Source organism: Paracoccus cavernae (assembly GCF_042430175.1).
Classification (GTDB): Bacteria; Pseudomonadota; Alphaproteobacteria; order Rhodobacterales; family Rhodobacteraceae; genus Paracoccus; species Paracoccus cavernae.
This window is the reverse complement of the sequence record NZ_JBHMDZ010000005.1, coordinates 109,746-132,257: the sequence shown is the minus strand read 5'-3', so window position 1 is coordinate 132,257 and position 22,512 is coordinate 109,746. Positions and strand designations below refer to the sequence as shown.

Annotated in this window: 26 protein-coding genes and 1 tRNA gene; 8 read left to right on the top strand and 19 right to left on the bottom strand. The window is 63.3% G+C overall.

Annotated features, from left to right (window positions below; translation table 11 throughout):
* Positions 1-319 precede the first annotated feature (319 nt).
* From ACFFUC_RS06085 to ACFFUC_RS06060, 6 genes are all read right to left on the bottom strand, one after another.
* Positions 320-2,131, bottom strand: coding sequence for a SulP family inorganic anion transporter (locus tag ACFFUC_RS06085; protein WP_377684499.1), 1,812 nt, complete (start codon positions 2,129-2,131; stop codon positions 320-322).
* A gap of 104 nt (positions 2,132-2,235) precedes the next feature.
* On the bottom strand, positions 2,236-2,655 hold the full coding sequence (locus ACFFUC_RS06080; protein ID WP_377684497.1) for a protein tyrosine phosphatase family protein: 420 nt from the start codon (positions 2,653-2,655) through the stop codon (positions 2,236-2,238).
* Positions 2,656-2,749: 94 nt separating this feature from the next.
* Complete coding sequence (locus tag ACFFUC_RS06075; RefSeq protein WP_377684755.1) at positions 2,750-3,613, bottom strand: MBL fold metallo-hydrolase; 864 nt, start codon at positions 3,611-3,613, stop codon at positions 2,750-2,752.
* Between the two features lie 183 nt (positions 3,614-3,796).
* Positions 3,797-4,498 carry an HAD-IA family hydrolase gene (locus ACFFUC_RS06070; RefSeq protein ID WP_377684495.1) on the bottom strand — a complete coding sequence of 234 codons (702 nt, stop codon included), beginning with the start codon at positions 4,496-4,498 and terminating at the stop codon, positions 3,797-3,799.
* Positions 4,495-5,175 carry a phosphoglycolate phosphatase gene (gph, locus tag ACFFUC_RS06065; RefSeq protein ID WP_377684493.1) on the bottom strand — a complete coding sequence of 227 codons (681 nt, stop codon included), beginning with the start codon at positions 5,173-5,175 and terminating at the stop codon, positions 4,495-4,497. The genes ACFFUC_RS06070 and gph overlap by 4 nt, the downstream gene beginning before the upstream one ends.
* On the bottom strand, positions 5,172-5,726 hold the full coding sequence (locus ACFFUC_RS06060; protein ID WP_377684491.1) for a thioredoxin family protein: 555 nt from the start codon (positions 5,724-5,726) through the stop codon (positions 5,172-5,174). The genes gph and ACFFUC_RS06060 overlap by 4 nt, the downstream gene beginning before the upstream one ends.
* A gap of 291 nt (positions 5,727-6,017) precedes the next feature.
* Here ACFFUC_RS06060 and ACFFUC_RS06055 point away from each other — a divergent pair, with 291 nt between their 5' ends.
* The 4 genes from ACFFUC_RS06055 (at position 6,018) to grxD (ending at position 7,554) form a co-directional block, all read left to right on the top strand.
* Positions 6,018-6,455 (top strand): EamA family transporter, encoded by a 438-nt coding sequence (locus ACFFUC_RS06055; protein WP_377684489.1) that lies wholly within the window; start codon positions 6,018-6,020, stop codon positions 6,453-6,455.
* 116 nt (positions 6,456-6,571) lie between these two features.
* Entirely contained in the window at positions 6,572-6,811 is a 240-nt protein-coding gene (locus ACFFUC_RS06050) for a hypothetical protein (RefSeq protein WP_377684487.1), read from the top strand.
* A 113-nt stretch (positions 6,812-6,924) separates the two neighbouring features.
* Positions 6,925-7,167, top strand: a complete 243-nt coding sequence (locus ACFFUC_RS06045) for a BolA/IbaG family iron-sulfur metabolism protein (RefSeq protein ID WP_377684485.1) — start codon at positions 6,925-6,927, stop codon at positions 7,165-7,167.
* A gap of 24 nt (positions 7,168-7,191) precedes the next feature.
* On the top strand, positions 7,192-7,554 hold the full coding sequence (gene grxD, locus ACFFUC_RS06040; protein ID WP_377684753.1) for a Grx4 family monothiol glutaredoxin: 363 nt from the start codon (positions 7,192-7,194) through the stop codon (positions 7,552-7,554).
* A 66-nt stretch (positions 7,555-7,620) separates the two neighbouring features.
* Here the strand turns inward: grxD and ACFFUC_RS06035 are convergent, their stop codons facing one another.
* The 4 genes from ACFFUC_RS06035 to ACFFUC_RS06020 form a co-directional block, all read right to left on the bottom strand.
* Positions 7,621-8,400, bottom strand: coding sequence for a phage holin family protein (locus ACFFUC_RS06035; protein WP_377684483.1), 780 nt, complete (start codon positions 8,398-8,400; stop codon positions 7,621-7,623).
* Between the two features lie 4 nt (positions 8,401-8,404).
* Positions 8,405-8,836, bottom strand: a complete 432-nt coding sequence (locus tag ACFFUC_RS06030) for an ElaB/YgaM/YqjD family protein (RefSeq protein ID WP_377684481.1) — start codon at positions 8,834-8,836, stop codon at positions 8,405-8,407.
* A 281-nt stretch (positions 8,837-9,117) separates the two neighbouring features.
* Positions 9,118-9,354: a hypothetical protein gene (locus ACFFUC_RS06025; protein ID WP_377684479.1), complete on the bottom strand. Its 237-nt coding sequence runs from the start codon at positions 9,352-9,354 to the stop codon at positions 9,118-9,120.
* Between the two features lie 492 nt (positions 9,355-9,846).
* Positions 9,847-9,923, bottom strand: a tRNA-His gene (locus ACFFUC_RS06020).
* Positions 9,924-10,025: 102 nt separating this feature from the next.
* On the opposite strand from ACFFUC_RS06020, the gene ACFFUC_RS06015 reads away from it, so the two are divergent.
* Positions 10,026-10,244, top strand: a complete 219-nt coding sequence (locus ACFFUC_RS06015) for a DUF6324 family protein (RefSeq protein WP_377684477.1) — start codon at positions 10,026-10,028, stop codon at positions 10,242-10,244.
* Here the strand turns inward: ACFFUC_RS06015 and ACFFUC_RS06010 are convergent.
* The 7 genes from ACFFUC_RS06010 to ACFFUC_RS05980 form a co-directional block, all read right to left on the bottom strand.
* On the bottom strand, positions 10,225-10,698 hold the full coding sequence (locus tag ACFFUC_RS06010) for an MmcB family DNA repair protein (RefSeq protein ID WP_377684475.1): 474 nt from the start codon (positions 10,696-10,698) through the stop codon (positions 10,225-10,227). The two genes, ACFFUC_RS06015 and ACFFUC_RS06010, sit on opposite strands and share 20 nt — an antisense overlap.
* A gap of 348 nt (positions 10,699-11,046) precedes the next feature.
* Positions 11,047-11,976, bottom strand: a complete 930-nt coding sequence (locus ACFFUC_RS06005) for a DUF481 domain-containing protein (RefSeq protein ID WP_377684473.1) — start codon at positions 11,974-11,976, stop codon at positions 11,047-11,049.
* A gap of 585 nt (positions 11,977-12,561) precedes the next feature.
* Positions 12,562-13,047, bottom strand: a complete 486-nt coding sequence (gene nusB, locus ACFFUC_RS06000; protein WP_377684471.1) for a transcription antitermination factor NusB — start codon at positions 13,045-13,047, stop codon at positions 12,562-12,564.
* Positions 13,044-13,601 (bottom strand): 6,7-dimethyl-8-ribityllumazine synthase, encoded by a 558-nt coding sequence (locus ACFFUC_RS05995; RefSeq protein ID WP_377684469.1) that lies wholly within the window; start codon positions 13,599-13,601, stop codon positions 13,044-13,046. Before ACFFUC_RS05995 ends, nusB begins: the two co-directional genes overlap by 4 nt.
* A gap of 2 nt (positions 13,602-13,603) precedes the next feature.
* Positions 13,604-14,722, bottom strand: a complete 1,119-nt coding sequence (gene ribB / locus ACFFUC_RS05990) for a 3,4-dihydroxy-2-butanone-4-phosphate synthase (RefSeq protein WP_377684467.1) — start codon at positions 14,720-14,722, stop codon at positions 13,604-13,606.
* Positions 14,712-15,281, bottom strand: coding sequence for a hypothetical protein (locus ACFFUC_RS05985; protein ID WP_377684465.1), 570 nt, complete (start codon positions 15,279-15,281; stop codon positions 14,712-14,714). Before ACFFUC_RS05985 ends, ribB begins: the two co-directional genes overlap by 11 nt.
* 10 nt (positions 15,282-15,291) lie before the next feature.
* Positions 15,292-15,888 carry a riboflavin synthase gene (locus ACFFUC_RS05980; protein ID WP_377684463.1) on the bottom strand — a complete coding sequence of 199 codons (597 nt, stop codon included), beginning with the start codon at positions 15,886-15,888 and terminating at the stop codon, positions 15,292-15,294.
* A 312-nt stretch (positions 15,889-16,200) separates the two neighbouring features.
* Between ACFFUC_RS05980 and ACFFUC_RS05975 the strand changes: the two genes are divergently transcribed.
* From ACFFUC_RS05975 to ACFFUC_RS05965, 3 genes are all read left to right on the top strand, one after another.
* On the top strand, positions 16,201-17,487 hold the full coding sequence (locus ACFFUC_RS05975) for a capsule polysaccharide biogenesis protein (RefSeq protein WP_377684751.1): 1,287 nt from the start codon (positions 16,201-16,203) through the stop codon (positions 17,485-17,487).
* A 196-nt stretch (positions 17,488-17,683) separates the two neighbouring features.
* On the top strand, positions 17,684-18,790 hold the full coding sequence (locus ACFFUC_RS05970) for a polysaccharide biosynthesis/export family protein (RefSeq protein ID WP_377684749.1): 1,107 nt from the start codon (positions 17,684-17,686) through the stop codon (positions 18,788-18,790).
* A gap of 99 nt (positions 18,791-18,889) precedes the next feature.
* Positions 18,890-20,791 carry a capsule polysaccharide biogenesis protein gene (locus tag ACFFUC_RS05965; protein WP_377684462.1) on the top strand — a complete coding sequence of 634 codons (1,902 nt, stop codon included), beginning with the start codon at positions 18,890-18,892 and terminating at the stop codon, positions 20,789-20,791.
* 9 nt (positions 20,792-20,800) lie between these two features.
* Here ACFFUC_RS05965 and ribD read toward each other — a convergent pair whose 3' ends face one another.
* Complete coding sequence (gene ribD, locus ACFFUC_RS05960) at positions 20,801-21,784, bottom strand: bifunctional diaminohydroxyphosphoribosylaminopyrimidine deaminase/5-amino-6-(5-phosphoribosylamino)uracil reductase RibD (protein WP_377684748.1); 984 nt, start codon at positions 21,782-21,784, stop codon at positions 20,801-20,803.
* Positions 21,785-21,816: 32 nt separating this feature from the next.
* Positions 21,817-22,281, bottom strand: coding sequence for a transcriptional regulator NrdR (nrdR, locus tag ACFFUC_RS05955; protein WP_377684460.1), 465 nt, complete (start codon positions 22,279-22,281; stop codon positions 21,817-21,819).
* Positions 22,282-22,512 lie beyond the last annotated feature (231 nt).

Here is a 22,512-nt window from a genome sequence, read left to right as displayed (position 1 = left end):
GGTGGCTTTGGTTTAGCGCAGCCCCAAAAGTCCCAGAATGAACAGGACGACGACGACGAGACCGACGATGTAAATGATCGAGTTCATCCAAAATTCTCCTCTGATGCCGTGTTTTGACCGTCTCTTTTAGCCCGGTCAATGGCAAGAAAACCAAGGACTTCCCGATTTGGTTCCCAAGATTGCCGCAGGATTGGGGGGCGATGCGCGGGCTTTGGCGCGTCCTGCGGGGACGGGGCCGCGCGCAGGGACGGGCGGCAGGGCCGTGACGTTACGCCCTGCCTGCGCCTTCCAGCAGTTATCGCGTCTGCGGGTGGCCCCTTCAGCACAGCCCGCGCTCGTCGCGCGCGGATTGCGTGCGGGGACGGGCGAGGGTCTCGGCGGTCAGCTCGGGCGCGAGCGCGGCCATCGCATCGGCCTGGGTCAGAAAGACCCGCCCGCCCAGACGTTCGAGCAGATGACTGCGGCGCAGCCTGTCCATGACCGGCCCTTTGACCTCCGAGAGATGCAGCCGCACCCCCGAGGTCAAGAGTTGCAGGTTGACCGCCTCGAGCGCCTCGAGCGCGCTGGCGTCGATCGCATTTACCGCCGGACACATCAGCACGATATGGCGGATCCGGGGTCGGGCGGCGACTTCGCGGTAAAGCGTTTCTTCGAGAAAACGGGCATTTGGGAAATAGAGGCTCTCGTCGATGCGCAACGACAGGACATCGGGCGCGGTCACGACATGGTGGCGGTCGATGTTGCGGAAATGCTCGGTGCCGGGCACTTGGCCGACGATCGCCACATGCGGGCGCGATGTGCGGTAGAGGTGCAAAATCGCCGAGACGATGACTCCGGTGACGATCCCCGGCTCGACCCCGAAACCCAAAGTCGCGAGGATGGTGAGCGCCATCGTCAGCCCGTCGGCGCGCGAATAGGCCCAGATCCGCGGCAGGCCGCGCAGATCGACCAGCGACAGGACCGCGATGATGATGGTCGCGGCCAAAGTCGCCTGCGGCAGATGGTACAAAAGCCCCGTGAGCGAGAGCGTGGCCAAAGCCATGCCGATGGCGGTGAAAGCGCCTGCCGCCTGACTTTGCGCGCCGGAATCGAAATTCACGACCGAGCGCGCAAAACCGCCCGTCACCGGAAAGCCGCCCGCCACCGCCGCGCCGAGATTTGCCGTGCCGAGCGCCACAAGCTCCTGGTCATGGTCGATGCGCTCGCGTCGCCTCGCGGCGAGCGTTTGGGCGATCGAGACGGTCTCGACATAGCCGATGATCGAGATCACCAAAGCCGGAAGCGCGAGATCAAGCCAGAGGGCGGGGTCGAGGCGCGGAAAGGACAGGGCGGGCAGGCCGCGTGGAATGGTGCCCACGACCGGCAGACCTTTGGCCGCGAGATCGCCCCACCACGAGACAAACGTGGTGACGGCGATCGCCAGCACGGGCGCGGCGCGCACGAGGATCTGGGTCGGACGCGGGGGCATGCCGCGCGCGATCAAAAGCCGTGCGAGGCTGCGGCGCGACCAGAAGAGAAAGCCGAGCGAGCCCAAACCGATCAGGATGGCGGCGATCTGGCTATGGTCAAGAGCGCCCCAGAGCGCGGCGACGAGATCGGGCAGGGTTTGCCCTCCGGCTTTGATACCGAGAAGATGCTGGAGCTGCGAGCCCGCGATCAGGATGCCGCTGGCGGTGATGAAGCCCGAGATCACCGGATGGGACAGAAAGGCCGACAGAAAGCCCAGCCGCAGAAACCCCATCACCAGCAGCATCAGCCCCGACAGAAGCGCCAGCCCCGCCGCCGCCACCAGCGGATCGACCGCGCGCGTGGCGGCAATCCCGCCGACCGCCGTGGCCGTCATCAGGCTGACCACCGCCACAGGCCCCACCGCCAGCGTCTTGGAAGTGCCGAAAAGCGTGTAAAGGACCAGCGGCAGGATCGAGGCGTAAAGCCCCGTTTCGGGCGGCAGGCCCGCCAGCAGCGCATAGGCCAGAGATTGCGGGATCAGCATGATCGTGACGATCACCGCCGCCAGCACATCCGCGCCGAAGGTCTGGCGCGAATAGCGTGGTGCCCAGTCGAGGATCGGCAGGATCTGGCGCGGATTGCGCCACAGGTGATGCAGCCCGCGGCGGGCCGGAGCGCTCACGAGAAGGCCCCGCTTCCGACGGCTTCCGAACGGGTCGGAGCCGGCGGGCGGGTGCATCTCGGGGCGCGGTCAGGGCGCGGCATCGGAGCGCTCGCGGTTGCGGCTCAGGAAGCCAGCGAGTCGATCAGACGGCGCACGGGCGAGAGATCGTAACCGGCATTGGCGGCAGTCTCGATGATTTCTTCCGTCGGGCGCTTTCCGGCCTGCGACAGCCCCCAGAGCACCGAGGAACGGTTGCCCGAACGGCAATAGGCGACCTTTGGGCCGCTGGCCGCCATGGCTTCGGCAAAGCCCGTGATCATCTCGGGGGTGATCTCGCCCGGGGTGAAGGGGATGTAGAAATAGGTCAGACCGGCCGCTTCGGCCGCGCGGCCCATGGCGATGCTGTCGAGATCGGGGCCGACCTCGTGATCGGGGCGGTTGTTGATCAGTACCCGGAAACCGGCCTCGGCAAGAGCGGGCAGATCCTCGATGTCGATTTGCGGCGTGACGGCGATTTCCGGGGAGAGTTGGCGCAGATCCATCGGGGCGGCTCCGTAAGTCTGATTGGCGTTTGGCATATGGTCGCAGGCAAAGGCTGCCCGCGACGGTTCACTCCAAAGGGCGGCGCTGTCAAGCTCAGAGCTTGTTCAGCGGCACCTTGAGATAACTGTGGCCGTCCTCTTCGGGCGGCGGCATATGGCCAGCGCGCATATTGATCTGGAGCGAGGGAATGATCAGACGCGGCGCGCCGAGGGTGGCGTCGCGGGTCTCGCGCAGGGTCACGAAATCCTCGCGCGAGCGGTTGGCGCCGATATGGATATTGGCGCGGCGCTGCTCGCCCACGGTGGTTTCCCATTGGAAATCCTCGCGGCCCGCCGGCAGATAGTCATGGCCTACGAAAATCCGCGTGTCATCGGGTAGCGACAGGATTTTCTGGATCGAGCCATAGAGCATCTCCGCCGAGCCGCCCGGAAAATCGCAGCGCGCCGTGCCGTAATCGGGCATGAAGAGCGTATCGCCCACGAAAGCGCAATTGCCGATGACATAGGTCAGGCAGGCGGGCGTATGGCCCGGCGTATGAAGGACATAGCCCTCCAGCGCGCCGATCGAAAAGCGGTCGCCTTCGGCGAAAAGGCGGTCGAACTGGCTGCCGTCGCGCTGGAATTCGGTGCCTTCGTTGAAGATTTTTCCGAAAGTGTCCTGCACGACGGTGATGCGTTCGCCGATGCCGATCTTGCCGCCCAAACGCTCCTGCAGAAAGGGTGCGGCGGAAAGATGGTCGGCATGGACATGGGTTTCGAGAATCCAGTCGGTCGTCCAGCCGCGAGCGGTGATGAAATCGGTGATCGCCTGCGCGCTGCGGGTGTCGGTATGGCCCGAGGCATAGTCGAAATCGAGCACGGAATCGATGACCGCAACATGGCTGCTCGCGGGATCGCGGATGATATAGCTGACCGTATTCGTGGCCTGATCGAAAAAGGCCTGAATTTCGGGGTTCAGACCAGCACCGGAAACCGTTCCCCTGTGACCGGGGTCAATAGCGGGGGATATCTCTTGGCGTGACATTGCAGCATCCTTTCGATTGCGATTTAGGGATAGGCAGCCGCATTCTCAAGAACAAGGGAAAGCTTTGTCGCAGCATCACGGGACAAACGCCGGTGGTGGGGCGGGGCCGCTCCCGCCCTAGACGGAGCAGCCGAGTTGGCGCGCAAGATCAAGGGGAAGCGGCGCGTCGAGCCCCGCGATCATCCAGTCGACCGCGCCGAAATCATCGCCTTCCGTATAGGCCGAGGGGGTCAGGACAATGCGCAGCCCCGCAGCCCGCGCCGAAGCCGCCCCGGGACGGCTGTCCTCGAAGGCGATGCAATCGGCGGCGGCAAGCTCGAGCCGTGACAAGGCCAGCAGATAGACGTCGGGCGCGGGCTTTTTCGTGATAACCTCGTCACCCGCCGCGATCACGTCGAAGACCCGATCGGCGGGCTGGGCAAAGGCCGCCTCGACCAGCGCGTCGATATTGGGACGGCTCGTGGTGGTGGCGATCGCCTGCGCAATACCCGCGGCGCGGCCCTTTGCGATCATTTCTGTAACGCCCGGGCGCAGGGCGACGCGGCCCTCGGCAACCATGCGGGTATAGCGACGGGTTTTGTCCGCGTGGAGCGCGCGGATCTGCTCGTCCGCGAGCGCCAGACCAACCGCATTGGCATGGGCCCTGATCCGCTCTTTCCCGCCGGTGGTCAGAAGCAGGCGGCGATAGGCCGCCCGATCCCAGTCCCAGCCCAGCCCCGCGGCCGCGAAGGCCTCGTTGAAGGACAGGCGATGGGCCTCTTCGGTTTCGGCCAAAGTGCCGTCGACATCCCAGATGAAAGCGCGGATCTGCGGGCTCATGCGAATTCCAACGCCTCGACCAGCGCGGGAAGGCGGTCGAAATGGTCGAAGCTCGACGCATGCGGCAGCTCTTCGACAGGCGTCTGGCGGTAGCCCAAAGTGAAAATCAGGAAGGGCACCGGCACGCGCGAGGCGCAGATCGCATCATATTCGCTATCGCCGACATAGATCCCCTTGGGGTTCTTCGGATCCGCGCCCAGACCGGCAAAAGCCGCCCGCAGCGGGGCGGGATCTGGCTTCTTCTCGGGCAGGGAATCGCCGCCGATGACGAAGGAAAAGAGCGGCGCGATGCCCAGATGCTCGACAATCGCCATGGTCGGCCCGAGCGGCTTGTTGGTGCAGATCCCCAAGGGGTGACCGCGCTCCGCCAAGGTTTCCAGCGCCTCGCGCACGCCGGGGAAAAGGCCGGTCAGCGAGGTGGCCGTGTGATAAAGCTGCATGAAGGCCGCGACGAGCTTGCCGTGGTCGGCGGGATCCATTCCTGTGGCGGCGATGATTTTTTCCCAAAGGATATCAACGCCTCCGCCGATGAAGCTGCGAATCTGGTCGAGCGTCAACGACGCGATGTCGTGATCTGCCAGAACGAAATTCGCGGCGGATTGGATGTCGGGCGCGCTGTCGATCAGCGTTCCGTCGAGGTCGAAGACAATCGGGCAGGGGGCAAGACAGGTGTTCACGGTGTTTTCCATTTGATTGAGCAGCCCATCGAGGGGATTTGCTCGCGCGGCCCCTCTTTGGTCTTGGCGATCTGGGACATGGCTTCGAAAAGCTCGCGGCGGGCATCGGCAGGCGCGGGATTGCGGCCCGAAGCATCGAGACGGCCGCGATACTGCAGCTCCCGCGTGCCATTATAGCCGAAAAAGTCGGGGGTGCAGGATGCGCCATAAGCGCGCGCGATGCTTTGGGTCTCGTCGTAGAGATAAGGAAAAGTAAAGCCGCGCATCTCGGCCTCGATCTTCATCGCGAGGGGGCCATCTTGCGGGTGCATTTCTGCGTCGTTGCTCGAGATCGCGACAACGCCGATGCCCAACTCCTGCAGATCGCGCGCGTCGCGTATAATCCGGTCGATGACGGCCTGCACATAGGGGCAGTGGTTGCAGATGAACATGACCAGAGTGCCGTTCGGACCTGCGACATCATCGAGACCCACCATCCGCCCCGTCGTATCGGGCAACGAGAAGGGCGGTGCGGTAGCGCCGAAATCGCAGACGGGCGGGCTGACGGGCAAATGCGGTCCTTTCCTTCGGAGCTGCTGCGGGGCTGCACTGGGGCACGGCTGTCGGGTGGGCCTTGATCAAACCGGCCCTTGGCCAAACTCTAGGCGCTGATTGCAACACTGCGTCAGGCTAAGCGCATTTTACAGGCGAAAGTATGACGAATCCGAGATTGTTTCCGCTAAACGTCAGAGATCCTCAACGGCGGAGCGGACGAAGCGGGAGCATGGGGATGCGCCTGCGACCATGCCGTGGTAGTCCGTTTCGCAAGACGGGCGCTGAAATGCTGCGGATTGGAGAAAAGAATGAAACTTCTGAGCGAAAGCTGGCAGTTTTGGGCACTGCTCTCGGCGGTTGCTGCCGCCTCGACCGCGATTTTCGCAAAGGTCGGCATTGCGGGGATCGGATCTGATTTCGCGACACTGATCCGCACCTTTGTGGTCCTGATCGCGCTGGCGCTGATCGTGGTGATGACGGGGCAGTGGGAGTCGCTCGGCAGCGTCTCCGGCAAGACCTACCTGTTCCTCGTTCTCTCGGGGCTCGCGACCGGTGCGTCCTGGCTGTGCTACTTCCGCGCGTTGAAGCTGGGCGAGGCCTCGCGGGTCGCGCCGATCGACAAGCTGAGCGTGGTCTTCGTTGCCGTGCTCGCTGCGCTGTTTCTGGGCGAGCGTTTGGCCGCGATCAACTGGCTGGGCGTGGCACTGATTGCTGCCGGCGCCGTTCTCGTGAGCTTGAAAGTGTGACGGCTGAATTTCGATAAGTACTTGATATACATGATGTAAATGTCAAGCAAGCCGCTTTTTTGGACATAAGCGACATTCGGAACGCGTCTTCCTGAAAGGCCGCGGATCGAGCCTGCATGCAGGCAAAAATCCCCCGCAACTGTCGAACAAAAATCCGGCCGAACTTCTCCTTCGTGCAGGCGAAATCCTCGGCAAAACAAGGGTTTTCAGCAAATCTCGCGCTGTGCAAGTGCCGCCACGCATGGACATTCATCAGCAGGATTTCAGGCGCCAAGGCTTCGGAAAGCGAGGTTTTCCACCTCGACGGGGCGCATTTTTTACCAACAAATAAACAATTAATAATCGGTATTATGTAAGAACGCTTGATGTGCGCGCTCACCACTTCCGACATTGGAGCCATTCCTGTGGCGCGACCTTGCGGGTTGGGATGCCTTGTCCTACATCTTATTGAACAGCAAGAGGTATAGCCATGGCCATGGAAGCCCATGACATCGAAGCCCTGATCCGGGCAACATTTCCGAAAGCCGAGATCACGATCACGGACCTTGCCGGCGACGGCAACCACTATGCCGCCACCGTGGTCGACGAAAGCTTTCGCGGACTGAACCGGGTCCAGCAGCAGCGCGCGGTCTATGCGGCGCTGCAAGGCAAGATGGATGGTCCCAATGGCGAACTCCATGCGCTTGCGCTGACCACCAAAGCCCCCGAGTAAGGCGCTCCAGTAAGGAACTTCATGATGACCGATGTTAGCCAGAAAATTCAGGACATGATCGACGCCAGCGATGTCGTTCTGTTCATGAAAGGCACCAAGGAGATGCCGCAATGCGGTTTTTCGAGCCGCGTTGCCGGTGTTCTGAATTATATGGATGTCGAGTATCGCGACGTTAACGTTCTCGCCGATGGCGATGTTCGTCAGGGCATCAAGGATTTCTCGGAATGGCCGACGATCCCGCAGCTCTATGTCAAAGGCGAGTTCGTCGGCGGCTGCGACATCATCACCGAAATGACCCTGTCGGGCGAGCTCGATCAGCTTTTCGACAAGAGCGGCGTGGCCTACGACAAGGAAGCAGCCAAGAAAATCCGCGAAGCAAACGCTTGAGGTCTCTGCCTTAGTTGTTTGTCTTTAAAAGGAAACCCCGCCATTGGCGGGGTTTTTTGTTTGCGGTCAGGCCAATTCGTCTTCCAGCTCGTCTTCGGGCGGATAGTCGTCGTCCCAATCGGCATCGTCCCAGTCCTCGTCCGCCTCGCCATCACCATGACGCCAGCTTTGAAAGCGTGACGCCGCGGTAATGCCGAGCGCGACCGCACCGATCAAGGGCACCAGTGTTGCGAGGTTCGAGGATTTCACCTTGGCTGCGCCGGTCGCGATGCTCTCGCTCAGATTTTCACGACGCTCGGCCGTCAGACCGGCCTTTTCCGCCAAGGCCTCAGCGCTTTGGGCCAGCCCGTGGACCTTGCTCTCGGCGCTTTCGGCGGCACGATCGGCCTTGAACGTGACCGTATCGACGAAGGATTGCACGCGGTTTCCCGCCGCATCGGCGAATTGGCTGGCACGGCTTTGGGCTTGGTCAAAGGCGCCCGTCGCGGTTTCCTTGACCTTGTCGATCGCCCGTTCAGCGCGGCCCGAGACGCGGTCGAGCACCACATCGGTGGCAATGCTCAGCCGCTCCGAGATCTCTTCGCGTAGCTCGTCGGTGGTCGGCGGGCGGTGTCGCGCCCTGCCCGTTCCGACCAGCATCAAGAGCCCGATGATCATGAAAACCGCGCCGATCACCAGCGAGGCCACAAGCGAGCCCCAGCCGAGATGATCGGCAAGCCAGACCCAAAGCGCCGCGAGCAGAAAGCCCGCGCCGATCAGGACGATCATGCCCGCCACGACCTTCACCGCGATGCGCCGCGCCGTATCGGAAGCTGCGAGCTTCATCTTCCGGGCATAGTCGAACATGGTGTCAGCGCCGCGAAGCGAGGATCAGGCCGATCAGGAAGCCGACGCCGGCCGCAATCCCGAGCGCTTGTGCGGGTTTGCGCCGCACCAGATCCGAGACGTCGTCATAGTAGTCTTCGGCATAATGGGCCGCGTCGCCCGCACGACGGCTGCCCTCGCGGTAAAGGCGATCGACTTCGGCGCGGGCGCGATGGGCGTAATCGGAACCGCGTTCGCGGGCGGCCTCGACATATTCGGCGCCCTTCTCGCGCGCGGCTTCGGCAAGCTCCGCGCCTTTGCCTCTGGCGCTATCGAGAAGCTCCGCACCTCTGCTGCGTGCTTCGTCAAGCGCATCGGACGCCTCTTCCGCGGCCCGACGGGCCTTGTCCGAGACGTCGCGCGCGGCCTCTTTGGCCTGTGCTTTCAGGGCTTTTGCGTCTTGTTCAGCTTTGTCCATGTCGATCTTCCTTCAACAGGTTTCGAACTTACCTAGCAAAACGGGATGATCGCGGAATTTGTTCCGTCGAAACGGGGCAATTGGGACCGTCCCGCCAAGAGTTGAACAGAAAGAAGGCGTCTTTACAATGGATTGTATGCGTCAACGCGGAATGTCGCTAGGATCGGAGATCCGGCTTCCGGATACGCGGAAGGGAGGCTGGCGACTGCCCTCCTCCCCTGCAGATACCGTCCGGCATGGCGCGCAGCCTTTGCCGACGGGCAGTGATTGCGGTGGCTCGCTCAGACTGCGGTTGCGGTCTTGAGCTCGTGGGCTTCGCGAATAGCGTTCAATGCCGCTTCTTCGGTCCATGCGCGGCCTCGGGTCATGGGCACGTCATGAACGCACCAGGCCCAGGGCTCTACGCCGGGGCGCTCGGGGGCGTAGCTCACGCGTCCGATGTCCTGATCGTTGAAACGAATAATCCAACCACCGTTCTGGGGATTATCTACGGCACTCTCTTTGGTTCTTGTCCACATATGGTATCCCTTAGTGCAAATTTGCCCTCGGATCAAACGCGCGCGGATGAATTGTCGCAGGCGCTTGCCGCCGGTCGGGAGCGGCAGCGGTGAAAATACGGGCAAAACCATGTCGGTTTTGTGCAGCTGACCGCCCGCTCGCAGGTCGAAAAATATCCCCGCCCTGCCCTCAAATGGCCTCCTGAAGCGATTCGCGGAGGTGATTCGTCCGCCGCGAAAGAGACGAGGTGATTCGCGCGTGTGATTCGGGGTCCGCGCGCGGGTTTGATCGGGGGCAATCCGTTCCCCGATGAAGGGGCCGCATCTCTCCAAAGGCTTGGCGATCAGCGGGCTGGCGGAAATCGTGGTGGTGGTCCCGCACGGCAAAGGCTGTGCGCTTCGGTACGGTCAAGCCCTGCTGGCCATATGCGCCAGATGGGGGGCTTGATGCGGAAACGCAAAACGCGCGCCCGATGAGGCGCTTTAACTTTGTCGTGTAAGTGATTGTTTTGATGGTACCGCCTGCCCGTCTCGAACGGGCGACCTCTAGATCCACAATCTAGCGCTCTAACCAACTGAGCTAAGGCGGCACTGGGGGTTCTCTAAAGCGAGCTGCAGCAGGATGCAAGCCCGACTTGCTGCTTTTCTGTCATCACGTTAATCAGAATTTCAAATTTCCCGAAAGGAACGCCATGAGCATCAATAGTCCAAGCGATATTGCAGCAAACATCCAGATCGGCCCGACCGATCAGGGGATGGTGCGCATCTATATCGAGGGCGAAGGGTTCGAATTGCCGCTGGATTTCGATCCCGAGGAAGCCGAAGAAATCGCCGAAGAGCTGATGGCCGCAGCAGAAGCTGCCCGCGCCGCCGGCGACAGCGGCAAAAAACCTAAAAAGCCGCGCCGCTAAACGCATTCGGATCGGTCAGCGCCTGAAGCCTGAGCGCCGCGACCCGCGCCACGTCGCGCAGAACGCGTGCTCTGCGGGCGCTGGCCAGCTTGGTCTCGGGTGCCATCCGCACCAGCTCGGCCCCCCAGGCATCGGCGCGGATGAGGCCCTGCTCCGGCGGTAGCAAATCGGTCGCGAAATCGGCGTCTACCGCCCAGAAATAGCGGTCGCACCATTCCAGATAGCCCTGCCACTTGCGGTCGCTGGTGAAATCGGTGCGGCTGCTTTTGCATTCGACGATCCAGATCTCCCCCTGCGGCGCGATCGAGATGACATCGACACGCAATCCCCGCTGCGGCACGAATTCGGCCAAGGGCGCGTGGCCCATGCTCGCCAGCAGCCGCGAAACGCCGCGCGCCAGCTTCTGGCCCGGCTTTGCGGGCAGCTCTGGTAGGGGATCGGGGGTCGGTTCCATTACCTCAACCTGAACGAAACGCAAACATTGGGCAAGCATCCCCTGCCCCCTTGCAAGGCCCCGCCTCGGGGCCTATCTGTGGAGACGGCGGGTTTCTGCTCTTCGCGTATGTGGCCATTTTTTCCACTGGCCTATAATTTCACCGAGGGGGCTGGCTCTGGCAGGATCCTGGTTCTGTTACCTGGCGCCCACCTGGATATCCAGGCTTTCGGGGAAACCTGTGCTGCGACGGTCGCTGCGGTTCCCGCCACCTTTTCTTCATACTTGCGCGCTTCTCCGGCTTCGGCGCGCATAAAAAAGGGGCGACCCGAAGGCCGCCCAGGGAATGAGAGAGAGTCTGGCTTTGGCTCAGAAGCCGTAAACCAGCGAGACACCCAGCGTATTGTCGGTACGGATCGAACGGTCCGAGATATACTCGGTCGTGTAGGAGATCCGCGTCGCGAAAGCCTCGGTCATTTTGAAGTTCAGACCAAGCTCGTTGGTGATGACGTCGTTCGCATCCGAGGTCAGGTAGTCGGTGTCGTTGGTCAGGAAGATATTGTCGTTGAAGCGGTGGAAGAACCGCGACGAGACGATATAGCCGACTTCGGTGTTCGAGTTGTCGTCGAGGGTCGCCACTGCGCTGACCGGATCGATATTGACCTCGGTTGCTTTGGTATAGCGGATACCCACACCGGCCTGAACGCGCCAAGCGGTGGTTTCGTTGTTGATCACGCGGTAACCAGGACCAAAGCCCAGATAGGCGTCGCGCTGCAGGCGGCCGTCGAGATCGGCAATGGTTTCATCATCGGCCAAAGCGTCGATATCATCGGCCAGACCATCGGTCGACAGACGGCCGAGGGCGAAGGCGTAGAACTGGTCGTTGATGTAATATTGCGCGTCGTAGATGACGTAGGTTTTCTCGGTATCGGTATCGCCGTTGCTGTCCTCGCCATATTCGAGCAGCAGGCCGACGGTTTGTGCGAAGCGGCCCTGATTATAGCTCAGGCGGCCCGAAAGCGCGAAATCCTGGTTCTCCTGGTTGCCGGTGCTGCCCGAATAGGTCAGCGCGACCGAACCGAAGAGGCCGTCACGGTTGGTGCCGGGGCCGAAGCGGTAGGCATCTTCCGAACGGTTGAAGTCGTCACGCACAGCATCTTCGACATCGGTCATGCGCTCGTTGACGGCGGTGATGCCGGTGGCATTGGCGCCGGCCGCGATTTCGGTCTGTGCGAAGGCCGCACCAGCAAAAGAACCTGCCAAAGCGGTGACACCAGCCAGATAGGCAATTTTTTTCATCACAAAACCTCATTATCAGTTGCGTCACGGTCGGGCGGCGTGAGCCTCGGGTGACCTGACGCGGTTACAGACTGAAGTTTATGTCCGGCCGGGCCCCCGCAAAAGATCGCGGAAAAACATGGTGGAAGCCCCGCGAATTCAGCGGTTTGGCCTAGTAAAAGTTTACGGCGGAAGTTGGCGCATTCCACGATGTGATCGCGATATGGGGAACCTTTTGCGCAATTGGCTATGGCTCGCCCCAGGTTGATCTATTGGTATGCGCTATCGCGTGATTGACTGTGATTGAAGGCGAGTTTCATCGCCGCAGGTCGATCACTGTTCATAATTTACGCAGAAAAATATCGTCTTGGGCGGCGTTTGACTGTTGCGTATTCGCTACGGTTTCGCCGCCTCGCTCGAATTGTATCGGTGCGCGTATCGGCGTGATCCGTCCTGTTCGAGGGCAAAACGCGGGTCATCCGGCCCGAGCGGATGCTTGGAGATTCGCGACGGGCCACGAAAAAGCCCAGCCTCGCAAAGAAGGCTGGGCGGATTTCGGGCTTCCTGCCGCGGGCGGATGGGACGCGCGCGGACAAGGGGCCGGTCTCAGGAAAAGGCTTCGGGCCGCGCTTCGCGGGCCATGTGGTCGAGAACCGCATTGACGAATTTCGCCTCGCGGCCATCGTCGAAAAAGGCCTGCGCAACGCGGACATATTCGGTGATGACCACTTTCGGAGGCGTGACCGGCGTCACCAGCTCCGCCCCTGCGGCGCGGAAAAGGGCGCGCAAAACCGGATCGATGCGGTCGATCGGCCATTTGGCGACCAAAGCGCGGTCGGTCATCTGGTCGATTTTCGACTGCCAGGTCACCGCATCCTCGACGACGCGGGTGAACAGGGCTTCATCGGCTTCGGGCGTGACTTCGCCCTCGTATTCGGTCCCGATGCGCCAGTCCTCGAATTCGCGGCGGACGCGTTTCGCGGACATGCTGGCGGCTTCCATCTGGAACAGCGCCTGCACGGCATAAAGTCGGGCGGCCGCGCTCAGGGCGCGCCGGTCCGGGCGTTTCGGGGTCTTGTCTTCGTCGCTCATGCTTGGGTCGGTCCGTCAATTTCGCCCGCGAGGCGAATGAGGTCATGCTCTGGGGTCAGGGCGGAACCTTTGCGCGGGCTTTGAGCGCTATACCTACGCGAGAGTGCAAGAAGATGCAAAGCCGCCGCGGCGGCACCGCCACCTTTGTTTTGACCTTTGTGGTCGGCGCGAACCTCGGCCTGGGTCGGGTTCTCGACGGTCAGGATGCCGTTGCCGACCGCAAGTCCCTCGAGGCCCAAAAGCATGAGGCCGCGCGAGCTGTCGTTGCAAACGGTGTCGTAATGCGTGGTTTCGCCACGGATGATACAGCCGAGCGCGACATAGGCGTCATATTGCCCCGAGCGCGCGGCCAGCGCGATGGCCGGCGGGATCTCGAGCGCTCCGGGCACTTCGATCAGGTCGACCGATGCACCCACAGCCTCGCCGGTCGCGCGCGCGCCGGCAATCAGCTCGCCTGCGATGGCGCTGTAATAGGGCGAGACGACGATCAGCATCCGCACCGGCGCATCGAATGCGGGGAGCGGCATCTGGTAGTGTTCGACACTGGAAGCCATGATCATTCCTCCGGGATTGGTCGGGTGGAATGGATCGAAAGCCCGTAGGCGTCAAGCCCGATCACCTTCAGCGGTGCCGAATTCGTCAGAAGGACCAGATCCGACAGCCCCAGCGAGGACAGGATCTGCGCGCCCAGACCATAGACGCGCAAAGTATGCGGCGAGGCCTCGTCGGGGAAGGTCACGGATTTGGTCAGATCGCGGATCAGTACGACCACGCCCCTACCCTCCTTGGCGATCTCGTTCATGGCCGAGGACAGATCGCCCGAGTCGAGCCGCCCGATCCCAAGCACGTCATGGAGCGGATCAAGCGCATGCATGCGCACGAGAACCGGCTCGGCCGTGGTGATGTCGCCCTTGGTCAGCACGATATGCTCGGTGCCCTGTGCGGTATCGGCGAAAATGCGCAGCATCCAGTCGCCGCCATGGATCGAATGGACCGGCCGTTGCGAGCATTCGCGGATCAGGTTGTCGTGGCGGCGGCGGTAGGCGATCAGATCGCTGATCGTGCCGATCTTGAGGCTGTGCTTTTGCGCGATCGCGATCAGATCGGGCAGACGGGCCATGGTGCCGTCCTCGTTCATGATCTCGCAGATCACGCCCGAAGGATTGAGCCCCGCCAGACGCGCGACATCGACGGCCGCCTCGGTATGGCCGGCGCGCACCAGCACGCCGCCGTCGCGGGCGCGCAGCGGGAAGACATGGCCCGGCGTCGCGATATCGGCAGGGCCTTTGGTCGGGTCGATCGCGACCGAAACCGTGCGCGCGCGGTCATGCGCCGAAATCCCCGTCGTCACCCCCTCGCGCGCCTCGATCGAGACGGTAAAGGCGGTTTCGTGGCGGGTCGAGTTCTTGGGCGTCATCAGCCCCAGACCCAGAGCATCGATCCGCTCTCCGGGCATGGCAAGGCAGATCAGGCCGCGGCCGTGGGTCGCCATGAAGTTGATCGCATCGGGCGTCGCCATCTGGGCGGGAATGACGAAATCCCCTTCGTTCTCGCGATCCTCGTGGTCGACGAGGATGAACATGCGGCCGTTGCGGGCATCCTCGATGATCTCCTCGATCCCCGAGATTGCATCCGACCAGTCGCGTTCGACCGGACCCGGTTTGTCATAGTTCATCAGCTGCTCCTGCGAAGAATTGGCGGCCCGTGATAAATCCGGCGAGCCCGCCTGCGCCCATCATTTCGCGCTCGTGATCGGTTTCCCCGATCATGAGCACCGCGTCGCCGGGAAGGCCCTCGGCGCGCAACCAGTGTTTCATGTCGTCGCGCATGGCGGCCCAGCTTGTCCCGAAAACGGGCAGAGCACGGGCCGAGACTGCGCGGATGTCGCGCCCGAGCGCATCTGCCGCCACCCCGGGCGCACAGCCCAGATGCGGGACGGCGGCGCTGCGGGCGATCCGCCCGATCACCTCCGGTTCGGGCGATTGCCCGCGGCGAAAGACAGCAAGCGCGTTCGACGAATAGAGAAAGGCCACCAGATCCCTGCCCGTCGTCGCCCGGACGCCGGCATAGGTCTTGTAATCGAGCCCCAGCGCCTTGGCGCGCTGGACGCGGCTGCGCACGACCTCGACCGGAAGCCGCTCGCCCAGAAGCGCGCGGCGCGCGACGCGCCAGCAATGGGTGCGGTAGCCCGCACCCTCTGCGGCAGGTCCCCGGTTATGGCCGATCCCGCTCACGCGTTTGGCCTCACTTTCCCGCTTCGGCCAGACGCGCGACATAGCGCGCGAGCATGTCGATCTCGAGGTTGACGGTATCGCCGACCTTGGCCGCCCCCCAGGTGGTCACCTCTTGGGTATGGGGGATGACATTGACTCCGAAGAGGTCGTCGTCCACCTCGTTGACGGTCAGCGAGGTGCCGTTGAGCGTGACCGAGCCCTTGGGCGCGATGAAGCGCTTGAGGTCGGCGGGCACGCGCAAGGTGATGCGGGTGCTGTCGCCCTCGTCGGTCATGGATTCGATCACGGCCACGCCGTCGACATGGCCCGAGACGATGTGGCCGCCGAGCTCGTCGCCGACCTTCAAGGCGCGTTCGAGATTGAGCGGCTTGCCGGCTTCCCAGCCGTTCGCGCCGATCGAGGTCTTGGCGATGGTCTCGGCCGAGATATCGACATCGAACCAGCCCTCGCCCTTGCCCACGACCGTCAGGCAAACGCCGTCGCAGGCGATCGAGGCGCCCATATCGACGCCCGCCATGTCATAGGCGCTGCCGATGCGCGCGCGCATGTCGCCGCGCATCTCGACGTCCAGAACCTTGCCGACGTCGGTGATGATCCCAGTAAACATCTCGAGCCCTTCCGTTCACGTTATGAAGTGAGTAAGTCTTCGCGCGGCGATCTTCAAGCAAGAGCCGCGGTTTCGCGTCCTTCCGATGCCTGCCTCTTTGGCGTGACCGGCCTGCCCGGTCGTGATATTTGCTATAGGGAAACCATATTTAGAACGAATGCTGTCCTTTTTCCCTCAAAGAGGTCAGAAGCGGAGAAGGTTTTTCTTGACGACATTATTTTCCCGATGACCCCTCCCTCTTCTCCCCAGGCTGCTCCGGTTCCGGACGGCCCCGACAGCGCCTCCGACGAGCGCCGCGCCGCGATCCTGCGCATGCCTGCCGAAAAGCGGGTGTTTTTGCTGTTGCAAGGGCCGCACGGGCCGTTCTTCGACCGGCTCGGCAAGCAGCTGCGCGCAGCAGGTGCGACGGTCTGGCGTGTGGGCTTCAATGCGGGCGACGGCTTCTTCTGGTCCGATCGCGATCACTACATCGCCCATACCGCGAGCCCCGAGGAATGGCCGGAGCATCTGGAGCGCCTGCTGGCCGAAAAAGGGATCACCGATCTCGTGCTTTACGGTGATGTCAGGCCGGTCCATGCGGCGGCGCGGGCGGCGGCACAGGAGCGCGGACTGGTCCTGCATGTCTTCGAGGAAGGCTATTTGCGCCCCTATTGGATCACCTACGAACGCGGCGGCTCGAACGGGCATTCGCGGCTGATGGAGATCGGCCTGCGCGACATGCGGCTGTCCTTGCGCGGCCGCAAGGGCGAAACCCGCCGCCCGCCCGCACGCTGGGGCGATATGCGCCAGCACAAATTCTACGGCGCGCTTTACCATTTCCTCGTTCTCGTCGCGAATCGGCGCTACACCGGCTACCGCACCCATCGCGAGATCTCGGTGCTGCAGGAGTTCCGGCTTAACTTCCGCCGCTTTCTGCTCTCGCCCTATGACGCGCTGGCGCGGATGCGCGAGGCGCGCGCCGTAGAACGTGGCGGCTTCCCCTATGTGCTGGTGCTCATGCAGCTCGAACATGACGCAAGCTTTCGCGCCCATTCCGATTTCGCGCGGATGTCCGAATTCACCGATCAGGTGATGGAGGATTTCGCCCGCGCCGCGCCGCGCCACCACCACCTCGTTTTCAAGGCCCATCCGCTCGAGGACGGTCGCGGCGGCATCCGCCACGCAGTCGAAGCCAAGGCGGAGGCGCTCAAGATCGGCAAACGCGTCCATTATGTGCGCGGCGGCAAGCTCGCGCGGCTGCTGGCGCAGGCACGGGCGGCGGTAACGGTGAATTCGACGGCGGCGCAACAGGCCTTGTGGCGCGGTCTGCCGGTGCGCTCGATGGGGCGTGCGGTCTATGACAAACCCGACCTGATCTCCAAACAGCCGCTGGCGGATTTCTTCGACGCGCCCGACCGCCCGAGCCAGCGCGCCTACGGCATTTACCGCGACTATCTGCTTGAAACCAGTCAGGTGCCCGGCGGCTTTTACGCGGCCCATTCGCGGGCCCATGCGCTGCGGCTGGTGGTCGATCTCGTGCTCGCTGCGGATGATCCCTATGACGCGCTTGCAACCGGCCGGAGCCAGCACCGCCAGCAGCTCAGCGACGTCAAAGACTAAGCAATCTTTCATATTGTCGCAAATCGGTGGAAATGCCGGAAACTCTGCGCTAATTTGCCAAAAAACAGCGTTCCGCCCGCACGGAATCGCAGGAGTGGACAGGAGTATTACTTTGACAGACCTGAGTTTCCAGTCGCGGATGCCGGTGCAGGCCCCCTCGCGCAAGACTGCCTCGGCAAACAGCCTTGCCGGACGGATGTGCCGTGTGGCGCTGATCGGGGCGGTTCTGGCGGTGACGGCCTGCGGCCTGCCGCGATCCGGCCCGACCAAGAAAGAGATCATGTCCGGCTCGATCGAGAATGGCGGAACCAGCCAGATCGTCATGGCCAGCGACAGCGTCATCCGCGCGGCGAACTTTGCGCCCTCCTACGGCTTTTCGTCCGATTTCCGCAACGCCGGTCAGGTCGGTGCCGACACGATCCGTCCGGGCGACGTTCTGGGCCTTTCGATCTGGGAGAACGTCGATGACGGGCTTCTGGCCTCGCTCGGGCAAAGCTCGACCCAGCTGCAGGAGCTGCAGGTCGACAGCAACGGCTATATCTTCGTGCCCTATGCCGGTCGCGTGAAGGCCTCGGGCTCGACCCCCGAAGAGCTGCGCAGCCAGATCACCGAAAAGCTTTCGTCGCAGACGCCCGACCCGCAGGTCATGGTGACGCGCGTGGCCGGTGACGGCGCGACTGTCTCGGTCATGGGCAAGGTCGTCGGTCAGGGCGTCTTCCCGATCGAGCGTCCGACCCGTACCCTCTCGGCGATGCTGGCACGTGCAGGCGGTGTCTCGATCGAGCCTGAAGTTGCGGTCGTCACCGTGAAACGCGGCAATTCGAGCGGCAAAGTCTGGCTGCGCGATCTCTACTCCAGCTCGAGCAACGATATCGCGCTGCGTCCGGGCGACGTGGTTCTGGTCGAAGAAGACCAGCGCAACTTCACCGCGCTTGGCGCATTCGGCGGCCAGACCAAGGTTCCCCTCGGCAATGACGAGGTCAGCGCGATCGAGGCGATCGCCATGGTCGGCGGTCTCCAGACCCAGCTGGCCGATCCGACCGGCGTCTTCATCATGCGCAGTGAATCGCAATCGGTTGCCCGTGCGGTTACCGGCAAGCCCTCGCTCGTCGGCACCCAGCGCGTCGCCTATATTCTCGATCTGACCAAGCCTGACGGGATGTTCCTCGCCCGCGACTTCCAGATCCGCGACGGCGATACGGTCTATGTCACCGAGGCACCTTTCGTGCAGTGGCAGAAAACCCTGCGCTCGGTCACGGGTACCGCCGCCGATGTCGGCGCGTCCAGCCGGGCCTTCAACTAACGCATGAGGGAGCTTTCCTTCAGATCCGCCGGGTTTTCCCCCCGGCGGATTTTCGCATTCAACGGCGGCCTTTTGCGGCAAGGCCGCGTTCGCCGCATCATGGAACTTGCCGGATTGCGTCCGCAAATCGGCCTGCCAGGCGCCGGTGATGCGGTGGCGGTCTGGGGCAAAAGCCCGACCGCTTGGCGCGGCGAGGCGATTGCCGCCCGCAAAGGCCTGCCGGTTATGCGCGTCGAGGATGCGTTTCTGCGCTCGATCCTGCCGGGCCGCGGCAAGGGGGCTGTGGCCAAGCGCGGCCCGATCGGGCTGTTGATCGATCCGCTCGGCCTCCATTTCGACCCCGAACAGCCCTCGCTGATCGAAAGCCTGATCCCGAGCGCCGAGGCCGCAGCGCTTGTCCCCCAAGCCCGCGCGGCGATCGCGCGTCTGATTGCGGCCGATTTGTCCAAGTACAACGCCCATCTGCCGGACCAGCCCCTGCCCGAGGCGGGCTATGTGCTGGTGATCGACCAGACGCGCGGCGATGCCTCGCTGGGAGGGGCCGGTCGCGCCGAGTTCCTTGCGATGCTCGCGGCCGCGCGGGACGAAAATCCGCAGGCCCGCATCGTGATCCGCAGCCATCCCGAAACCTCGGCGGGTCTGCGTCAGGGGCATTTCACCGCAGCGGATCTGCGAGCCGGCGAGGCGTTTTGCGACGGGCCGGTTTCGCCTTGGCGCTTGGCGCAGGGTGCGGCGCAGGTCTATGCGTTTTCGTCGCAGCTCGGCTTCGAGGCGATGCTCGCAGGCCACCGCCCCCGCATTTTCGGCACGCCCTTTTACGCGGGCTGGGGCCGAAGCGCGGACGAGCAGCGTTTTGCCCGCCGCATGGATGCGCCGATCGAGGCGCTGTTTGCCGCGAGCCACCTGCTCGCGCCGGTTTGGTATGATCCCTGCCGCGACCGCCTCACCGATTTCGAGGGGGCGTTGCGCCAGATCGAGGCCGAGGCCCGTGCTTGGCGCGACGATCATGCGGGGCATTTGGCCTATGGCATGCGGCTGTGGAAACGCGGCCCGCTCACACGCTTTTTCGGCAGCGGCAAAGGATTGCGCTTCACCGACAAGCCCGGGCCTGATGTCACCATCGCCTGGGCCAATCGCGCGGCGGATGTGCCGCAGGCCGCGCGGATCGAGGACGGCTTCATCCGCTCGCGCGGTCTGGGCGCGGCGCTGGTGCCGCCGCTCTCGCTGGTGATGGACGATCTCGGAATCTACTACGACCCGACCCGACCGAGCCGTTTCGAGGCCCTGCTCGAAGAGCCCGCGCCGCCCGCGGGTGATTTGCGCTCGAAAGAGTTGATGAAGTCACTGCAAGAGCTTGGAATAACCAAGTATAATGTCGATGGAGGTGTTCCCGATCTGCCCGCCGGTTACCGCATTCTGGTACCCGGTCAGGTCGAGGATGATGCCTCGATCCGGCTTGGCGCCGGTGCCGAGCGCAGCAATCTCGCCCTTTTGCGGCGGGTGCGCGCCGAAAATCCCGATGCGGTCCTGATCTACAAGCCCCACCCCGATGTCGAAGCAGGCCTGCGCCCGGGCCTCGTCCCCGAAGCCGAGATGGCAGCGCTGGCGGATGTTGTCGCGCGCAAGGCCAGTGCCGCCGCGCTCTTCGACCAGATCGACGCGCTATGGACGATGACCTCGACCATGGGGTTCGAAGCGCTTTTGCGCGGCATTCCGGTGACAACCCTCGGCGCGCCATTCTACGCGGGTTGGGGTCTGACCCGGGACCTTGGCCCTGTCCCCGAACGCCGGCAGGCGCGGCCCGATCCGGTCTGTTTCGCCCATGCCGCGCTGATCGCCTATCCGCGTTATTTCGATCCGGTTTCCAATCTGCCCTGCCCGCCCGAAGTCGCGATCGAGCGCCTGAGCGATGCCGAGCTGCGCATGCAGGGCAGGTTTTCGCGGATTCTGGCCAAGGCCCAAGGCGCGGCCAGCAGCTATGCCTGGATGTGGCGGCGCTAGACGCGGGCTCTAGGCCTCGCGGGTCCAGCGGTGGAACAGATCCGGCCCGATGCGGCGGCTTTCCATCAAGGCAAAGCGCGGCGCATCGGCAAGCCTTGCGACATCGAGCGCACCGATGGCCGGTCTCCCGCCCGCACCGATCACCACGCCCGCGCCGTAGCCCACCAACTCGTCGACCAGACCCGCCTGCAAAAGCGAGGCGGCAAGCTGGCCGCCGCCCTCGCAGAAAACCCGCGTCAATCCGCGCCGGCCCAGCTCGGCCATCAGCGCCGGAGCATCAGTGCCCGAGATCTGCCAAAGCGGGCCGAAATCCTGCCCTTCGGGCGGCAAATCAGGCAGGTCTCCCGAGGAGGCAATCACGCGGACCGGCTGTTTCACCACACCAAAGCCGCGCACATTCAGCGAGGGGTGATCGGCCCGTGCCGTGCCGCCGCCCACCATGATCGCGTCATGGCTCAGGCGCAAGGCATGGACATGGCGGCGCGCCTCGGGGCCGGTGATCCATTGGCTCTCGCCCGAAGCCAAAGCGATGCGCCCGTCGAAACTGGTCGCAAGTTTGAGCGTCAGCATCGGACGACCAACGGTGATGCGCGACAGAAAGCCGCGCTGAAGCATGCGTGCCTCGTCCTCGCGGACGCCCACGGTTACTTCGATGCCGGCATCGCGCAAAAGCGCAATACCGCGCCCGCCAACCCGCGGATCGGGATCGACGAAAGCCGCAACGACGCGCGCGACGCCCGCGCGGATCAGCGCCTCGGCGCAGGGCGGGCTTTTGCCGTAATGTGAACAGGGTTCGAGCGTGACATAGACGGTCGCGCCGCGCGCCGCCTCGCCTGCTTGTGCCAAGGCGACCGGCTCGGCATGGGGACGCCCGCCCGGCTGGGTCCAGCCACGCCCGACGATGCGGTCCTCTTTGACGATGACGCAGCCGACCGCAGGATTGGGCCAGACATTGCCGAGACCGCGCCGCGCCATGCGCAAAGCATGGGCCATGTGGCGCAGATCATCGCTGCCTGCCTGCCGGCTCACTCTTCCAAAGCTGCCGGACGCAGCTCCGAGACGAACTTGTCGAAATCATCCGCCGCCTGGAAATTCTTGTAAACGCTGGCAAAGCGGACGTAGCCGACGGTGTCGATCCGCGAGAGGGTCTCCATCACGATCTCGCCGATGACCTTCGATGAGACATCGGATTCGCCGAGGCTTTCAAGCCGCCGCACGATGCCCGAGATCATCTGGTCGATCCGCTCGGGCTCGACAGGACGTTTCTGCATGGCGATGCGGATCGAGCGCTCGAGTTTGGAGCGGTCGAAATCCTCGCGTCTGCCGGTCGATTTGATCACCACGAGATCGCGCAGCTGCACCCGCTCATAGGTCGTGAACCGTCCGCCACAGGCAGGACAGAAGCGGCGGCGACGGATCGCCACATTATCTTCGGCCGGACGCGAGTCCTTGACCTGCGTATCGACATTTCCGCAGAACGGGCAGCGCATTGATAGTCCCCTGCAAATGACTGACCCCATCCACTATAGGGACTTCCAAAGCTGTTGGGTAGAACCCCAATGAAGCTACTAGATGCAGATCTCGCCCCTGTGGCTTGCATGCCGCTTTTCGCCTCTTTTGCCGGAGCTTTTGCGCCCCCTTTATCCGGCGGGGCGGGGAAGTCTTTGAAATCCGCCTGATCCTCGGGCAGTTCGGGCGCACCGCTTGGGCAAAGGTCTCGA

Excerpts from the sequence above, each read along its gene's own strand:
- ACFFUC_RS06080 (WP_377684497.1), bottom strand. The coding sequence starts at position 2,655 with ATGGATCTGCGCCAACTCTCCCCGGAAATCGCCGTCACGCCGCAAATC.
- ACFFUC_RS06070 (WP_377684495.1), bottom strand. The coding sequence starts at position 4,498 with ATGAGCCCGCAGATCCGCGCTTTCATCTGGGATGTCGACGGCACTTTG.
- ACFFUC_RS06055 (WP_377684489.1), top strand. The coding sequence starts at position 6,018 with ATGAAACTTCTGAGCGAAAGCTGGCAGTTTTGGGCACTGCTCTCGGCG.
- ACFFUC_RS06050 (WP_377684487.1), top strand. The coding sequence starts at position 6,572 with ATGCAGGCAAAAATCCCCCGCAACTGTCGAACAAAAATCCGGCCGAAC.
- ACFFUC_RS06045 (WP_377684485.1), top strand. The coding sequence starts at position 6,925 with ATGGCCATGGAAGCCCATGACATCGAAGCCCTGATCCGGGCAACATTT.
- grxD (WP_377684753.1), top strand. The coding sequence starts at position 7,192 with ATGACCGATGTTAGCCAGAAAATTCAGGACATGATCGACGCCAGCGAT.
- ACFFUC_RS06035 (WP_377684483.1), bottom strand. The coding sequence starts at position 8,400 with ATGTTCGACTATGCCCGGAAGATGAAGCTCGCAGCTTCCGATACGGCG.
- ACFFUC_RS06030 (WP_377684481.1), bottom strand. The coding sequence starts at position 8,836 with ATGGACAAAGCTGAACAAGACGCAAAAGCCCTGAAAGCACAGGCCAAA.
- ACFFUC_RS06025 (WP_377684479.1), bottom strand. The coding sequence starts at position 9,354 with ATGTGGACAAGAACCAAAGAGAGTGCCGTAGATAATCCCCAGAACGGT.
- ACFFUC_RS06015 (WP_377684477.1), top strand. The coding sequence starts at position 10,026 with ATGAGCATCAATAGTCCAAGCGATATTGCAGCAAACATCCAGATCGGC.
- ACFFUC_RS06010 (WP_377684475.1), bottom strand. The coding sequence starts at position 10,698 with ATGGAACCGACCCCCGATCCCCTACCAGAGCTGCCCGCAAAGCCGGGC.
- ACFFUC_RS06005 (WP_377684473.1), bottom strand. The coding sequence starts at position 11,976 with ATGAAAAAAATTGCCTATCTGGCTGGTGTCACCGCTTTGGCAGGTTCT.
- nusB (WP_377684471.1), bottom strand. The coding sequence starts at position 13,047 with ATGAGCGACGAAGACAAGACCCCGAAACGCCCGGACCGGCGCGCCCTG.
- ACFFUC_RS05995 (WP_377684469.1), bottom strand. The coding sequence starts at position 13,601 with ATGGCTTCCAGTGTCGAACACTACCAGATGCCGCTCCCCGCATTCGAT.
- ribB (WP_377684467.1), bottom strand. The coding sequence starts at position 14,722 with ATGAACTATGACAAACCGGGTCCGGTCGAACGCGACTGGTCGGATGCA.
- ACFFUC_RS05980 (WP_377684463.1), bottom strand. The coding sequence starts at position 15,888 with ATGTTTACTGGGATCATCACCGACGTCGGCAAGGTTCTGGACGTCGAG.
- ACFFUC_RS05975 (WP_377684751.1), top strand. The coding sequence starts at position 16,201 with ATGCCTGCCGAAAAGCGGGTGTTTTTGCTGTTGCAAGGGCCGCACGGG.
- ACFFUC_RS05970 (WP_377684749.1), top strand. The coding sequence starts at position 17,684 with ATGTGCCGTGTGGCGCTGATCGGGGCGGTTCTGGCGGTGACGGCCTGC.
- ACFFUC_RS05965 (WP_377684462.1), top strand. The coding sequence starts at position 18,890 with ATGGAACTTGCCGGATTGCGTCCGCAAATCGGCCTGCCAGGCGCCGGT.
- ribD (WP_377684748.1), bottom strand. The coding sequence starts at position 21,784 with ATGGCCCATGCTTTGCGCATGGCGCGGCGCGGTCTCGGCAATGTCTGG.
- nrdR (WP_377684460.1), bottom strand. The coding sequence starts at position 22,281 with ATGCGCTGCCCGTTCTGCGGAAATGTCGATACGCAGGTCAAGGACTCG.